10 protein-coding genes and 1 pseudogene are annotated in these 15,312 nt (G+C 70.9%); 8 read left to right on the top strand and 3 right to left on the bottom strand.

Going from position 1 to position 15,312, the window contains the following annotated elements; all coding sequences use genetic code 11:
• The coding region (locus tag E4O86_RS18990) for a precorrin-2 dehydrogenase/sirohydrochlorin ferrochelatase family protein (RefSeq protein ID WP_281351638.1) at positions 1-861 on the bottom strand (861 nt) is incomplete at its 3' end.
• On the opposite strand from E4O86_RS18990, the gene E4O86_RS18985 reads away from it, so the two are divergent.
• Positions 860-1,615 (top strand): SDR family NAD(P)-dependent oxidoreductase, encoded by a 756-nt coding sequence (locus tag E4O86_RS18985; protein ID WP_161142126.1) that lies wholly within the window; start codon positions 860-862, stop codon positions 1,613-1,615. The genes E4O86_RS18990 and E4O86_RS18985 overlap by 2 nt on opposite strands.
• On the opposite strand, the gene E4O86_RS18980 is transcribed toward E4O86_RS18985, so the two are convergent.
• Positions 1,588-2,304 (bottom strand): GntR family transcriptional regulator, encoded by a 717-nt coding sequence (locus E4O86_RS18980; protein ID WP_161142125.1) that lies wholly within the window; start codon positions 2,302-2,304, stop codon positions 1,588-1,590. The genes E4O86_RS18985 and E4O86_RS18980 overlap by 28 nt on opposite strands.
• 117 nt (positions 2,305-2,421) lie before the next feature.
• On the opposite strand from E4O86_RS18980, the gene E4O86_RS18975 reads away from it, so the two are divergent.
• From E4O86_RS18975 to E4O86_RS18945, 7 genes are all read left to right on the top strand, one after another.
• Positions 2,422-3,408 carry a TRAP transporter substrate-binding protein gene (locus E4O86_RS18975; protein WP_161142124.1) on the top strand — a complete coding sequence of 329 codons (987 nt, stop codon included), beginning with the start codon at positions 2,422-2,424 and terminating at the stop codon, positions 3,406-3,408.
• Between the two features lie 81 nt (positions 3,409-3,489).
• Positions 3,490-3,975, top strand: coding sequence for a TRAP transporter small permease subunit (locus E4O86_RS18970; RefSeq protein WP_161142123.1), 486 nt, complete (start codon positions 3,490-3,492; stop codon positions 3,973-3,975).
• Positions 3,972-5,288: a TRAP transporter large permease gene (locus E4O86_RS18965; RefSeq protein WP_161142122.1), complete on the top strand. Its 1,317-nt coding sequence runs from the start codon at positions 3,972-3,974 to the stop codon at positions 5,286-5,288. Before E4O86_RS18970 ends, E4O86_RS18965 begins: the two co-directional genes overlap by 4 nt.
• Positions 5,285-6,640 carry a malonyl-CoA decarboxylase gene (locus E4O86_RS18960; RefSeq protein ID WP_161142121.1) on the top strand — a complete coding sequence of 452 codons (1,356 nt, stop codon included), beginning with the start codon at positions 5,285-5,287 and terminating at the stop codon, positions 6,638-6,640. Before E4O86_RS18965 ends, E4O86_RS18960 begins: the two co-directional genes overlap by 4 nt.
• A complete protein-coding gene (locus tag E4O86_RS18955) occupies positions 6,637-8,157 on the top strand; it encodes a malonate--CoA ligase (protein ID WP_161142120.1) in 1,521 nt (506 codons plus the stop codon). The genes E4O86_RS18960 and E4O86_RS18955 overlap by 4 nt, the downstream gene beginning before the upstream one ends.
• A gap of 177 nt (positions 8,158-8,334) precedes the next feature.
• Positions 8,335-10,287 carry a BamA/TamA family outer membrane protein gene (locus E4O86_RS23845; protein WP_161142119.1) on the top strand — a complete coding sequence of 651 codons (1,953 nt, stop codon included), beginning with the start codon at positions 8,335-8,337 and terminating at the stop codon, positions 10,285-10,287.
• Positions 10,287-15,056, top strand: coding sequence for a translocation/assembly module TamB domain-containing protein (locus E4O86_RS18945; RefSeq protein WP_161142118.1), 4,770 nt, complete (start codon positions 10,287-10,289; stop codon positions 15,054-15,056). The genes E4O86_RS23845 and E4O86_RS18945 overlap by 1 nt, the downstream gene beginning before the upstream one ends.
• Before the next feature lie 7 nt (positions 15,057-15,063).
• Here E4O86_RS18945 and E4O86_RS18940 read toward each other — a convergent pair.
• Positions 15,064-15,312, bottom strand: a pseudogene (locus E4O86_RS18940) (penicillin-binding protein 1C); the annotation flags it as partial.

Here is a 15,312-nt window from a genome sequence, read left to right as displayed (position 1 = left end):
CTCGTCCGGCCGCCCGGCCAGCGCGGCCGCCGCCACCGGGCCGTCGAAGAAGGCCGACCAGAAGCGCCGCCGCGCCCGCCCCTTCGGCAGCACCGCATCGGCGCTTGACCGGAACGAGGCGGCGAGGGCGGCAAGCGCGCCGAGACGGGCCGGCAGCATGATCTCGATCGCCGCCCGGAGGCGCTGCGCAAGGACCGGGCCGGCCCCCGTCGTGCCGATCGCGACGGCGACCGGCGCGCGGTTGACGAGGGCGGGGGTGTAGAAATCGCAGAGGGCAGGCTGGTCCACCGCGTTCACGGGCACCCGCCGGGCGCGCGCCGCGGCCGCGACTGCCCCGTCGGCCGCGGGGTCCCCGCTCGCGGCGAAGACGAGCACGGCGTCCTCCACGTCCTGTGGGACGAACGGACGGGCGACATGCTCGACCGCGCCCGACGCGACGAGCGCCGCAAGCTCTGGGCACGGATCGAGCGCGACGAGGCGGACCCGCGCCGAGGTCTCGCCGAGGAGCCGCACCTTGGCCGCGGCTTCCGGCCCGCCGCCGACGACGAGGGCGACGGCGTCCGCAACCTTGAGGAAAGCGGGGAAGACGGTCAGGCGAGTGGACGGCACGAGGACGCTCCGCAACGCGGTCGGACAGCAGATATTTCTATCCTTGCCGGCATCGGGGGCGTCGTCGTGGAACGGCACACCATTTTTCGGCACGTACCGGAGAATGTCCTTCCGCGCAGCGCCCGGAGCGGAGATCGCCCGCCCGCCCTCGGCCTGTGGGCCGTCGCGCCGGCCCGTCGAGAACCACTCGACCGCTCCCGTCCCGGGCGTTAACGCTTCATCGACGACATAGCCGCGGCGGGCGTGTTCCATGCAGAATGCACGTTATCCGAGTCTCGAGGGGCGGACGGTCCTGGTGACGGGAGGCGCGACGGGGATCGGCGCCAGCATGGTCCGCCATTTCGCAGGGCAGAACGCGAAGGTCGGCTTCCTGGACATGGACGCGGGAGCGGCGGAGGTCCTGCACGGGGCACTGCCGAAGGCGGTCCTGCATTTCGAGCCGTGCGACCTCCGCGAGGTCGGCAGCCTGCGCTCGGCGATCGCCAATGTGCGGACGCGGCTGGGGCCCATCACCGTGCTGGTGAACAATGCCGCGCGCGACGACCGGCACACGGTCGAATCGGTCACGTCGGACTATTGGGACGAGCGCTTCGCGACCAACCTGAAGCACCAGTTCTTCGCGGCCCAGGCCGTCTGCGACGAGATGGCGACCGCCGGCGGCGGGTCCATCATCAACATGGGCTCGGGCTCCTGGCTCAAGGGGCACGGAGGGATGCCCTGCTACGTCACCGCCAAGTCGGCGGTGCAGGGCCTCACCCGGGCGCTCGCCCGCGATTTCGGGCCGATGAACATCCGCGTGAACTCGATCATTCCGGGCTGGATCATGACCAAGCGCCAGATCGAGAAATGGCTCACGCCGGAAGGCGAGGCGGAGATCTATTCCCGCCAGTGCCTGAAGCGGAAGCTGCAGCCGGAAGACGTGGCACGGCTGGCGCTGTTCCTGGCCGCCGACGATTCCGGCGCGATCACGGGCCAGGACTACGTCGTCGACGGCGGCTGGATGTAGCCGACCGACGGCCTCGACGCGCGGTCCCAGCGCGCCCGCTCGCCGTCGCGGAGCGCGGCCATGAAGTCGCTGAACCGCTCGCCCTGGATCCGCACATGGGCCTTGAGCCGTTGCGAGGCGAGGTCGCCCTCGCCTGCGAGGATCGCCTCCACGACGGCCGCGTGCTCCGCGAACGAGGTTCCGAGCCGGCCCGCGACGCGGAGCTGGAGACGGCGATAGGGCTTGAGCCGCGTGTGCAGGGCACGCGCCTGCTCGGCCAGGAACGTGTTTCCGCTCGCCGCGTAGATCGCGTGGTGGAAGTGCTCGTTCTCGTAATAATAGGCGTCGGCGTCCCCCGACCCGAGCGCCCCTTCGCAGGCGCGATGCGCCTCCAGGAGCGCGTTCCGCCGCTCCGGATCGAGCCGGCGGGCCGCCAGACGGGCGCAGAGCCCTTCCAGCTCCGCCATGACCTCGAGCATCTCGACGAGGCGCGTCGGCCCGATCTCGGCGACGAAGGCGCCGCGATTGGGCTGGATGGTCACGAAGCCGGCCGCGCCGAGCTGCCGCAGCGCCTCGCGCACGGGGGTCCGGGAGACGGCGAAGCGCCGCGCCAGCGTGACCTCGTCCAGCCGGTCGCCGGGGGCGAAGCGGCCGGTCACGATGTCCTGCTCGATCGCATCGCGCAGGCCGACTGTACTCTTGCGGGACATGCCTTCCTCCCGGGCCGGAGCATACAAGGGAAAAAGGATTGTATGCAACTTGACCGCTGCAAGGTAGGCGTGCAAGCTTCCCGCTCGACAGAAAAGAAAGCAGTATGGGAGGCTAAGATGAAGCGAATTGTGCTCGGACTTCTTGCGGCGGGCCTAGCCGCCGGCGCGGCGCAGGCGCAGACCACGCTGCGGGCCTCGCACCAATGGCCGACCGGCAAGGGCGACGTGCGCGACGAGATGGTCCAGCTCATCGCCCGCGAGGTCGAGAACGCGAATGTCGGGCTGAAGATCCAGATCTTCGGCAACGCGTCCCTCTTCAAGCCGAACGACCAGTGGGGCGCGCTCACGCGCGGCCAGCTCGACATGTCGGCCTTCCCGCTCGACTACGCCTCGGGCCGCGTGCCGCAATTCTCCGCGACGCTGATGCCGGGGCTCGTGCGCAACCACGACCGGGCGCAGCGCATGAACGATTCCAAGTTCATGCAGGAGATCAAGAAGATCATCGACGACGAGGGGGTCATGGTGATCTCCGATGCCTGGCTCGCCGGAGGCTTCGCATCGAAGAAGGGCTGCATCTCCGGGCCCGATTCGATCAAGGGCCAGGTGACGCGCGCGGCCGGACCCGCCTTCGAACAGATGCTTGCGGCCGCCGGCGCGTCGATCTCCTCTATGCCCTCCTCCGAGATCTACACCGGCATGCAGACCGGCGTGCTCGACGCCACGAACACCTCCTCGGGGTCGTTCGTCTCCTACCGGCTCTACGAGCAGGTGAAGTGCCTGACGGCGCCCGGCGAGAACGCGCTCTGGTTCATGTACGAGCCGATCCTCATGTCGAAGGCGAGCTTCGACAAGCTGACGCCCGAGCAGCAGAAGGCGATCATGGCCGCCGGCGACAAGGCCGAGGCCTATTTCGCCGAAGAAGCCAAGAAGATCGACCAGGAGATGATCGACGTGTTCAAGAAGAACGGGGTCGAGGTCGTCGAGATGTCGAAGGCGGACTACGACGCCTGGCTGAAGCTCGCGCAGGAGAGCTCGTACAAGAACTTCGCCGAAAAGGTGAAGGGCGGCAAGGAGCTGATCGACGCGGCGCTCGCGGTCGAATAGCGCAGGAGCGGCCGCACCGGCGCGGCCGTATTCCCTCTCCAGGGCGGCGCCGGCCGCGCCGCCCGCAGGAATCACGCATCCATGCAGACCTATGTGCGGATCGTCAGCGGCCTTTCGCGCGCCGCCGGCCTTGTCTCCGTCGCGCTGCTCGCGGCCGCGCTCCTCATCGTCTGCCAGATGGTCGCCATGCGCTACCTCCTGCGCGCCTCGACGGTCTGGCAGACGGAGTTCGTGGTCTATTCGGTGGTGGCGGCGACCTTCCTCGGCTCGGCCTGGGTGCTGATGGAGAAGGGCCACGTGAACGTGGACCTCCTGCCCGGCGCGCTTCGGCCCCGCAGCCGCGTCTTCCTCGAGGCGCTTTCCGGCCTGTTCAGCCTGATCTTCTGCGCGCTCCTCGCCTGGTCGGGCTGGATCCATTTCGAGGAGGCGTGGTCGAAGGGCTGGACCACCGCGACGGTCTGGGCGCTGCCGCTCTGGATCCCGCTCCTGCCGCTCCCGCTCGGGATCGGGCTGCTCTGCCTGCAATATGTCGCCGAGCTCATCAAGCTGAGGGACGAACTCAGATGAACGACCCGTTCGTCGCCGGCTTCGTCATCATCGGCGGCCTTCTCGCCGGCATCGCGATCGGCATGCCGATCGCCTTCGCGCTCGGGCTCGTCTCGATCGGCGCTCTCCTCCTCGGCTTCGGGCCCGGCATGCTCGGCATCCTCGGCGAGACCTTCTTCGCCGGGCTGGCGAGCTTCAGCCTGGTCTCGATCCCGATGTTCATCGTGATGGGCGCGGCGGTCGCCTCGAGCCCGGCCGGGCGCGACCTCTACGAGGCGCTCGACCGCTGGCTCAACCGCGTGCCGGGCGGGCTCGTCCTCTCGAATCTCGGCGCCTGCTCGATCTTCGCCGCGCTTTCCGGCTCCTCGCCCGCCACCTGTGCCGCGATCGGCAAGATGGGCATACCGGAGATGGTGAACCGCGGCTATCCGAAGGAGATCGCGGCCGGCTCGATCGCCGCCGGCGGCACCCTCGGCATCCTGATCCCGCCCTCCGTCACGATGATCATCTACGGCATCGCGACGGAGACCTCGATCGGCCGGCTGTTCATGGCCGGGATCCTGCCCGGGTTCCTGCTGACGGCCATCTTCATGGCCTGGACGATCGTCGACTGCCGCCGGCGAGGCTACCGCTTCGGCGACGCGCGCCGCTTCTCGCTCAGGGAGAAGGCGGCCGCGCTGCCGCGCGTGCTGCCCTTCCTCGCCATCATCGTGGCCGTGCTCTGGGTGCTCTATGGCGGCGTCGCCACGCCGTCCGAGGCCGCCGGCGTCGGCGCCGTGCTCTGCATCCTGCTCGTGGTGGTGATCTACCGGATGTGGAATCCGCGGCCGCTCGCCCGCGTGTTCCGGGATTCGCTCCGCGAGAGCGTGATGATCATGATGATCATCGCCGCTTCCGAGCTCTTCGCCTTCACGCTCTCCTCCTTCTTCATCACGCAGTCGATCGCCGGGTGGATCGCCGCGCTCGAGGTGAACCGCTGGGTGCTGATGGGGATCATCAACGTCTTCCTGCTGGTGGCCGGCTGCTTCCTGCCGCCGGTCGCGATCATCCTGATGACCGCGCCGATCCTCCTCCCGATCATCACCCAGGCGGGCTTCGACCCCTACTGGTTCGCGGTGATCCTCACCATCAACATGGAGATCGGCCTCATCACGCCGCCCGTCGGTCTCAACCTCTATGTGATCAACGGGATCGCGCCGGACATCGAGCTCGTCCAGGTTCTCCGCGGCGCGCTGCCCTACGTGTTCTGCATGATCCTCGGGATCGTGATCCTCTGCATCTTTCCCGAGATCGCCACCTGGCTGCCGAATGCCATGATGGGAGCAGCGCGATGAGCCAGACCGGCTTCCTCCAGGACCTCTTCTCCTCGATCGCGGAACGCGGCCGGCGCCTGCTCGAGACGGGCGGCGAGCCGGACGGCAATACCGACCTCGCGGACCTCGCGGAATCGCTCTATTCGAGCCTCGGCGAGGCGTCCGGGGTGGCGATCGCCGACCGCCTGCTCCGCGCCTACGAGGCGCGCGAGCCGGCACGAAGGCTCGCCTTCTTCAAGCTGCTCGCCGACCGCTTCGGGATCGATCCGGAGGAGGCGGTCGCCGCCGCCCAGGCCTACCGCGCCGAGCCGACGCCTGAAGCGCTCGAGCGCCTCCATCACGCCGCCGAACCGCGCCGGCAGGAGCTGATCCGGCGTCTCAACCTCGCCCCCGGCGGGACCGCGAAGCTCGTCCGCATGCGCGAGGACCTCCTCGCTGCCCTGCCGGACCACCCCGAGCTGCGCGGCGTCGACATGGACTTCCGCCACCTCTTCCAGTCCTGGTTCAACCGCGGCTTCCTCGAAGCGCGGCGCATCGACTGGCAGACGCCGGCCGCGATCCTCGACAAGATCATCCGCTACGAAGCGGTCCACGAGATCTCCGACTGGGACGACCTCCGGCGGCGCATCGACCCGCCGGACCGCCGCCTCTACGCGTTCTTCCATCCGCGGCTCGTCGACGAGCCGCTGATCTTCGTGGAGGTCGCCCTCACCGTCGCGATCCCGGCAACGATCGCCTCGATCCTTGCGGCCGACCGGGAGCCGACCGACCCGGCCGAGGTCCGGACCGCCGTCTTCTACTCGATCTCGAACTGCCAGGAGGGGCTCCGGGGCGTTTCGTTCGGAAACTTCCTGATCAAGCAGGTGGTCGAGGATCTCCGCCGCGAGATGCCGAACCTCAAGACCTTCGTGACGCTCTCGCCGGTGCCGGGCTTCGCGGCCTGGCTCACCGCGGAGCGGAAGCGCGAAGGCGGGCTCGTCGACGCGGAGGCGGCGGCAATCCTCGCCGGGCTCGACACCGAAGGCTGGTGGACGGACGAGGCGCGCGCCCGGGAGCTCGAGCCGGTGCTGATGCGGCTCGCGGCCTGTTATCTCACCCGTGCGCGCAACGGCGCCGGCAAGCCGCTCGACCCGGTCGCCCGCTTCCATCTCGGCAACGGCGCGCGCCTGGAGCGGATCAACTGGCTCGGCGACCGCGGCCGCGACGGCCTGCGGCGGGCGCACGGGCTGCTGGTGAATTACCTCTACAGGCTCGAAGAGATCGAGCGTAATCACGAGGCCTACGCCAATACGGGCAACGTCGCCGCCTCCCCGGCGGTCATGCGCCTCGCCCGCAGCCGGCCGTCCCGAGAAGCCCAGACAGTGACAGCATGAACGAAAACCTCTTCACCCGCCTGACCCGCGGCCTGCCCCGGCCGGACAAGACCTTCATCGCGACCGCGGACGGGCGCACGCTGAGCTACGGCGACATGCTGGCGGCCACCGCGCGCGCGGCGAACGCGTTCCGCGCGCTCGGCGTCCGCCCGGGCGACCGGATCGCGGTGCAGACGGAGAAGTCCGTGGAGGCGCTCCTCGCCTATTTCGGCGCGGTTCGGGCCGGCGCCGTCTATCTGCCGCTCAACACCGCCTACACGCCGGCCGAGATCGACTACTTCCTGCGCGACGCGGAGCCGGCGGTGTTCGTCTGCGACCCCGGCCGGCTGGAGAGCCTCGGCCCGGTCGCGCGCGGGGCGGGGACAGGCCACGTCCTCACGCTCGGGCCCGACGGAAGGGGCACGCTGAGCGATGCCGTCGACCGGGCGCACGACCGCTTCGAGGACGCTCCCGCGACGCGGGACGATCTCGCCGCCATCCTCTACACGTCCGGCACCACGGGGCGCTCGAAGGGCGCGATGCTCACCCACGAGAACCTGTTCTCGAACGCCGAGGCGCTGGTGGAGACATGGCGGTTCACGGCAGACGACGTGCTCCTGCACGCTCTGCCGATCTTCCACACCCACGGGCTGTTCGTGGCCACCAACACGCTCCTCGCCGCGGGCGGGTCGATGATCTTCCTGCCGCGGTTCGATCTCGAGCGCATCGTGGACCTGCTGCCGGGCGCGACGGCGATGATGGGCGTGCCGACCTTCTATTCGCGCCTCCTGTCGCGGCCGGACTTCACGCGGGAGCGCGTGTCCCACATGCGGCTCTTCATCTCCGGATCGGCGCCGCTCTCCGCCGAGGTCCACAAGGAGTTCCTGGAGCGGACCGGGCACGCGATCCTCGAGCGCTACGGCATGACCGAGACCGGGATGAACACGTCGAACCCCTATGACGGCGAGCGGCGGCCCGGCACCGTCGGCTTCCCGCTGCCGGGCGTGGAACTCAGGATCGCCGATCCGGAGACGGGCGCCGCGCTTCCGCAGGGCGCGGTCGGCGTCATCGAGGTGCGCGGGCCGAACGTGTTCAAGGGCTACTGGCGCAATCCGGAAAAGACGAAGGAGGAGTTCCGGCCGGACGGCTTCTTCATCACCGGCGACCTCGCGCTCGTCGATCCGGACGGCTACGTCACGATCGTCGGCCGCGCCAAGGACCTCATCATTTCGGGCGGCTTCAACGTCTACCCGGCGGAGGTGGAGGCCGCGCTCGACGCCGTGCCCGGCGTGGCCGAATCCGCCGTCATCGGCGTGCCGCACCGCGATTTCGGGGAAGGGGTGACCGGCGTGGTCGCGCCGCGGCCCGGGGCCTGCCTCGACGAGACCGCGATCCAGGGCCAGCTTTCCGGCGTGCTCGCGAAGTACAAGGTGCCGAAGCGCATCCTCGTGGTCGACGCGCTGCCGCGCAATGCGATGGGCAAGATCCAGAAGAACGCGCTGCGCGATTCCTACCGCGATCTCTACGCCGGCGAGTGATCGGCGGCGCCTGCCGCGGACGTGCCCGAATGGCAACACGCGGGCGCCGAGCGCGCGAATCCAGGGCTTTGGCTGGACCTCCGGTAGGAACCGTTTAAGGTTTCCGCTCCGATGATCGGGCCGGTCCGCGCGTGCTGCGGACGGCCCCGGGATCGGCCCGAAGAGACAGGCGGTGGTGTGAAGCGTAGCCCATTTCTTCGACCGGGCCATTTGCGTCCGCATGGTCGCCCCGATCGCGTCGCGGCCCATGTCGGGCGGTATGCCACCGTCCTCGCGCTGGCGATCCTCGCCGGCGGGATGAACGTTGCGCCGGCCGAGGCGAGCTTCTTCAGCCGGCTGTTCGGGCGCGAGGAGCCGGAGCCTGTCCCGGACGCGCAGCCTTATACGCTCGACTTCAAGGTCACGGACGCGGATCTGGAGAAGACCCTGCAGGCCGCCTCCAACCTCTATTCCGAGCGCGACCGGCCGCCGCCGGGCACGACCGGCCTGCTGGCGCGGGCGCGCGGCGATTACGGCCGGCTGCTTGCCGCCCTCTACCGCGAGGGGCGCTATGGCGGCACGATCACCATCCTGGTCGACGGCCGCCCGCCGGACTCGATCCCGATCGACGCCACCCTGCCCGACCCGGCACCCGTGACGGTCACGGTCGATCCCGGGCCGCTCTTCACCTTCGGCAAGGTCCGGATCGAAGGGGCGCCGCAGACCGTCGATCCCCGCGAGGAGGAGGCGAATCTCGACCTTTCGGATCTCGAGATCGAGCCCGGCGCGCCGGCGCGTTCGGGCCGCATCCTTTCGGCCGAGCAGCGCGTGGTGACGGTCTGGCGCCAGCGTGGCCACCCGAAGGCGGAGATCGCAAGCCGCGAGGTTGTCGCGGACCACCGGACCAACACCGTCGACGTGACGATCGTGGCCGAGCCCGGGCCGGAGGCGCCGATCGGCGCGGTCACCGTGACCGGCACCCGGCGGATGGTGCCGGAATTCGTCGTCCGGCAGACCGGCCTCAAGCCCGGGGAGCCCTACGATCCCGACACGCTCGACAAGGCGAAGAAGCGCCTCCTGAAGCTCCAGGTGTTCTCGAGCGTCTCGATCCAGGAGGCGGAATTCCTCGACGAGCTCGGCCGCCTGCCGGTGAACTTCGCGCTCGCCGAGCGCAAGCGCCGCGTATTCGGCGCCGGCGCCTCCTATTCGACCGTCGACGGCGCCACCGTCGAGACCTACTGGATGCATCGCAATCTCTTCGGGCGTGCCGAGAGCCTGCGGCTGGAAGCCGAGGTGAGCCGGCTCGGCAGCCAGTCCTACGACCAGCTCGGCTACCGGGTCGGCGCGACCTTCGTGAAGCCCGGGATCTTCGACCCGGACACCGATCTCAATGTCAGCGCCGAGGCCAAGCAGGACACGCTCGAGAGCTATCAGGAGCGGAGCGCCAGGGGCGAGATCGCGCTTGCCCACCAGTTCAGCGACGCGCTCACCGGCAAGGCCGGCATCGCCGTCGAGCGGTCGCGCTTCGATGACGCCTTCGGCATCAGCAACTATCTTCTCGTGAGCCTGCCCGCCCAGCTCACCTTCGACAGCCGCAACGACAAGCTGAACCCGACCAAGGGGATCAACGCGGCGATCGCGGCGGAGCCGTTCCACGACCTGCGCAGCGACGCCACGGCGATCCTCCTCGACGCGACCGCAGCGTCCTATCTCTCGATCGACGCCGACGACCGCTTCGTGCTGGCGGGACGGATCGGGCTCGGCACGATCGCCGGCGCCGACCTTCGCGAGGTGCCGGCCGACCGGCGCTTCTATCTCGGCGGCGGCGGATCGATCCGCGGCTATGCCTACCGGAATGTCGGGCCGCGGATCGGCGACGAGGTGACCGGCGGCCTCTCCTATTGGGAGGCCTCGCTCGAGCTCCGCGCCCGTGTCACGAACACGATCGGCATCGTACCCTTCGTCGATGCCGGCGCCTCGTTCGAGGATGCGATCCCGGATTTCGGCGAGAAGACCTTCGTGGGCGCGGGGATCGGCCTGCGCTATCACACGCCGATCGGCCCGATCCGGGTCGACGTCGCCCGCGCGCTCACGCCGCAGGAGGGCGATCCGAACTTTGCTCTCTACATCGGACTGGGACAGGCCTTCTGATGCCGAGCCGACGAACCCGAGCGAGCCTCGCCCTCGCCGCAGCAGCCGGCCTCGCCGCGACGGTCGCCCTTGCCCAGGGCACCGGGGACGACCAGACCACCCGGCTCGAGCGCCTGCTGGAGAGCACGCTCTCCACTCCCGACCGGCAGATCCGGGTGCGCGGCATCGAGGGGATCCTCTCCTCCACGATCCGGATCGACGAGATCACGATTTCCGACGGCACCGGAATCTGGCTGGAGATCGACGACGTCACCGTCGACTGGAACCGGCTCGCGCTCTTCCGCCGCCGCGTCGACATCAACCGGCTCTCCGCGGAGACCATCCACGTCCTCAGGAAGCCGGCAGCCGGGGAGACCCGGAGCGAGGCCGCGGGCGGCGGCTCCTTCTCGCTGCCCGTCTCCGTCGAGGTGAGGGCGATCGCGCTGCCGGACATCGTCGTCGACCAGCCGGTCGCGGGCGTCGCGGCCGTGCTGTCCGGGCAGGGATCGGCGAGCATCGACAGCGACGCCGTCGCGGCCTCCCTCACCGTGACGCGGAACGACGCGCCGGGCGGCATGCTCACGGCGGACCTCCGCCTCGCCCCGCAGGCGAACGCGCTGACCGCCAAGCTCGATCTCAGCGAGCCGCCGAACGGCATCGTCGCCAATCTCCTCAACCTGCCCGGCCGGCCGGCGGTCGGCCTCTCGCTCGACGGCGACGGTCCGCTCGGCGACTGGCGAGGCCGGATCGGGCTCGAATCGGACGGCAGCCGCATCCTCGGCGGGACGATCGGGATCGCGGCGGAAGACGGCGGCCACCGCGTCACCGGCGACATCACGGGACGGCTCGGCGAGTTCGTCCCGGCGGACTACCGGGCCCTCCTTTCCGGCGACAGCCGCATCGCGCTCGACGCCCTCCTTCCGGCGGCCGGCGGGCTCGACATCCGCACGGCCGAGCTGGCGACGGCCGGGCTCTCGGCGAGCGCCAGCGGAGAGCTCGGCCCGGACTACGTGCCGGAGCGCGGCACGGCCCGCGTCACGATCGGCGGCGGGACCGAGCCGACCGGGCTGCCGTTCCTGCCCGGCGCACCGACCGTCGGCAGGATCGAGGCCGACGCCTCGCTCGAAAGCGGGGCAAACGCGCCGTGGTCGGTGACCGTCAAGGGCGGCGAGATCGCGTCGGACTACGGACGGCTTGCGACGGTGGATGTCCGGGCCTCGGGCGAGGCCTCGAACCTCGCCGCGCCGGACGAGCGCTCCGCCACCTTCGCGGTCGAGGCCTCGCTCGGCGGCCTCGCCCCGGCCGACGAGGGGCTCGCCGAGGCGGCGGGCGACAATATCAGGCTGACCGGTAACGGATCCTGGCGCGCCGGGAGCCCGGTCGCCGTCTCGGCGCTGAACCTCGTGCTCGACGGCGCGACCGCGAGCTTCTCCGGCACCGCCACGGCGGCGGCCCTCGACGGCCGCTACGCCGTCTCGGTCTCCAATCTCGCGCGCTATGCCGGCCTCTCGGGCCGCAGCCTCGCCGGCGCGGCGAGCATCAACGCGACCGGCACGGTGCGCCCTTCCGGCCCGTTCTTCGACCTTGCGCTCGAGGGCAGCGCGACCGACCTCGCCCTCGGCGTGGCCGCGCTCGATCCGCTCTTTGCGGGGACCGTCGCGCTCAAGGGCGGCGTCGCCCGCAGCGAAGGCGGATCGCTCGCCTTCCGCGCGCTCGCGATCGAGGGCCGGAACGCCAGTGCGACCGTCGACGGCTCCTTCTCGGCGCCGGCGATCAACCTCTCCGTCGACGCCCGCGTCGCCGATCTCGCCGTGCTGAGCGACCGCGCGACCGGGGCCGCCTCGCTTGCGGCCCGCATCGGCGGCAGCGGGGATGCGCCCGCGATCGACGCCACGCTTACCGGCGAGAACGTCACGCTGATGGGGCGCAGCCTTGCCGAGCCCCGCGCCCGCTTCGAGGGCATCGTGGCCGGACCGCAGACCAGCGGGCAGGCGAGCCTCTCCGGGACGCTCGGCGGGGTCGGGATCGACGGGTCCGCCCGCCTCGCCGCGGCGGAGAACGGCGGGCGCCGGCTCGACGGCCTGACGCTCACCGCCGGGCGGACGCGCATCGCGGGCGATCTCCTCCTGACCGCCGACAACCGCCTCGACGGATCGCTCTCGGTCCGCTCGCCGGATCTCGCCGAGATCGCGCCGCTCGCGCTGGTTAAGGCTGGCGGCGCCGTCGACCTCGACATCGGCCTTTCGGCGGAGAATGGCGGGCAATCGGCGCGCTTCTCCGGGACCGTGCGCGATCTCGCCTACGAGACGGCGCGGATCGGCACCGCGACCGTCGAAGGAACCGCCGACAATCTCTTCGGCGTTCCGATCGTCGACGCGCGCTTCTCCGCGCAGGACGTCGCGGCCGGATCGCTCCAGGTCCGCACGCTCGAAGGGACCGCCCGGCGCGAGGGCGATGGGACCGCGATCACGGCCGACGCCACCCTCCCCGACGGCGCCGTCCGGGCACAGGCGAGGCTCGTGCCGGAGGCGCGCGGCCTCAATGCCGAACTCGACCTCACGGCCGGGCCGACGCGGGCAACGGGCGACGTCGTCATCCTGACCGCCGGCGGCTTCGCCGGAACGGTCTCCGTCAAGTCGCCGGACGTGGCGCAGGCGGCGCGGCTTGCGGGCGTCTCGGCGACCGGCGCGGTCGATCTCGACGTGACGCTCGCGGCGGAGAACGGCCGGCAGTCGGCGCAGGTCTCCGGGAATGTCCGGAACCTGGTCTACGGCTCGACGCGCGTCGGCTCGGCCGAAATCGAGGGCACCGCCGACGACCTCCTCGGCGTTCCGCTCGTCGACGCGCGCTTCTCCGCGCGCGACGTGGTCGCCGGCGGCACGACGGTGCGCACGCTCCAGGGGACGGCGCGCCGCGAGGGCAACGCGACGGCGATCGCGGCGGACGCCGCCCTCGCCGACGGATCGGCCAGCCTGCGGGCCCGGCTGGAGCCGCAGGGGAACGCGCTCGCCGTCCGGCTCGACAGCTTCGGCTTCGATCGCGCCGGGCTGCAGGCGCGGCTCGCCGCGCCGACGACGATCGTGGTGGAGAATGGCGGCGCGCGGTTCAGCCAGGCGACGCTTCGCGTCGGCGGCGGCAGCGTTCGGATCGACGGCCGCGCCGATGCGCAGCGGCTCGCGCTCGCGCTGGCCGTCGACGCGCTGCCCGTCGCGATCGCCAACAGCTTCGTCGAGGGCCTCGGCGCGGAAGGGACGGTGACCGCCAAGGCCGATATCCGCGGCACGACCGCCTCGCCGCAGGCGACGTTCGATGCGTCCTGGCAGGGCGCGGCGCTGCAGGCGACGCGGAGCGCGGGGCTCGGGCCGCTCTCCGTGACGGCGAACGGCCGCTATTCCGGGGGCGCGCTCCAGCTCCGCAGCGCCATTTCCGGCGGCGGCGGCCTCCAGCTCGCCGTCTCCGGCAGCGTGGACGTCGCAGGCGGCAACCGCCTCGATCTCGCCGTGAACGGGACCGCACCGCTCGCGCTTGCCAACCAGCAGCTCGCCGACCGCGGCGCGCAGCTCTCCGGCACGCTCGCCGTCGATGTGGCCATCCGCGGCACGCCGGCCGCGCCGCAGGTAAGCGGAACGGTCTCGACCGCGGAGGCCGGGTTCATCGATCCCGATACCGGCATCGTGCTCCGCGGCATCGTGCTCCGCGCCTCGCTCGCCGGCGAGCGCATCACCATCGAGCGCCTGACCGCCACCAGCGGGAACCAGGGGACCTTGAGCGCCACCGGCACCATCGGCATCGGCTCGGGCTTCCCCGTCGATCTCACGGCGACCATGCGGAACGTGCGCTACGTCGACGAGAACCTCGTCGTCGCGACCTTCGACGCCGACCTCACGCTCACCGGCAGCATCGTCGCCTCGCCGCAGCTCGGCGGGACGGTCCGCATCGCCCGCGCCGAGATCACCGTGCCGGAGAAGCTGCCGCAGAACGCCGTCGCCATCGACGTCATGCATCTCTACGCCCCGCCGCCGGTCGAGCGGACGCTGGAGGATGCGCGCCAGGTGCAGCGCGCAAGCACGTCCGACGGCGGCTCCGGCGGCGTGACCCTCGACGTCGCGATCGAGGCGCCGGCGCGGATCTTCGTGCGCGGCCGCGGGCTCGATGCCGAGCTCGGCGGACGCCTGCGGGTCCAGGGCCCGATCTCCGCGATCCGGACGGCCGGGGCGTTCGACCTGCGGCGCGGGCGGTTCGACATCTTCACCCGCCGCCTCACCTTCGACCGGGGCACCCTCACCTTCGCCGGCGATCTCGATCCGATCCTCGACTTCACGGCGACGACCCAGGCCGACGACGTGACCGTGACGATCGCGATCACCGGCGTGGCGACCGATCCGGAGGTGCACTTCACATCCTCGCCCGAACTGCCGGAGGACGAGGTGCTCGCCTATGTCCTCTTCGGGCACGGCGTGGAGCAGCTTTCGCCGCTTCAGCTCGCGCAGCTCGCCGCGGCGGCTGCGCAGTTCGCCGGCGTCGGCAGCGGCCCGGGCATCCTCGACAGGCTGCGCACCGCCACCGGCCTCGACGATCTCGACGTCGTGACGGACGCCGAGGGCGGCGTGTCGCTCCGGGCCGGCCGCTATATCGGCGAGCACCTCTATCTCGGCGTCGAGCAGGGCACCGGCTCGGAATCGAGCCGCGTGACGGTCGACCTCGAGATCAGCCGGAGCGTGAAGGCGCGCGGCGAGGTCGGCGCGGAGGGCGGTTCCAAGATCGGCATCTATTACGAGCGGGAATACTGATCCCGCTTTAGTCGAGAAAGACGCGGCTCCTCGCCGCCGCGCCCGCGGCGTCGATCACCAGCAGCTCGACGAAGCCGCGTCCGCGCGGCCTGAAGGTCAGCGCGCGGCCGAAATCGGAGGTGCCGATCGGCGCGCCGTCGGCGAACCAGAGGAAGGGCGGCCGGCCGTCCCTCACCTTGAGGAAGAGCGGCTCCGGATCGCCGGCCGCGAGCCCGAGATCGATCTCCGCCCCGGCGGGCGGATAGGCGATCTCCGG

The sequence above is a fragment of the Propylenella binzhouense genome, assembly GCF_009866965.1.
In the GTDB taxonomy this organism is placed as follows: Bacteria; Pseudomonadota; Alphaproteobacteria; order Rhizobiales; family Afifellaceae; genus Propylenella; species Propylenella binzhouense.
This window is presented reverse-complemented; position numbering and strand designations above follow the sequence as displayed.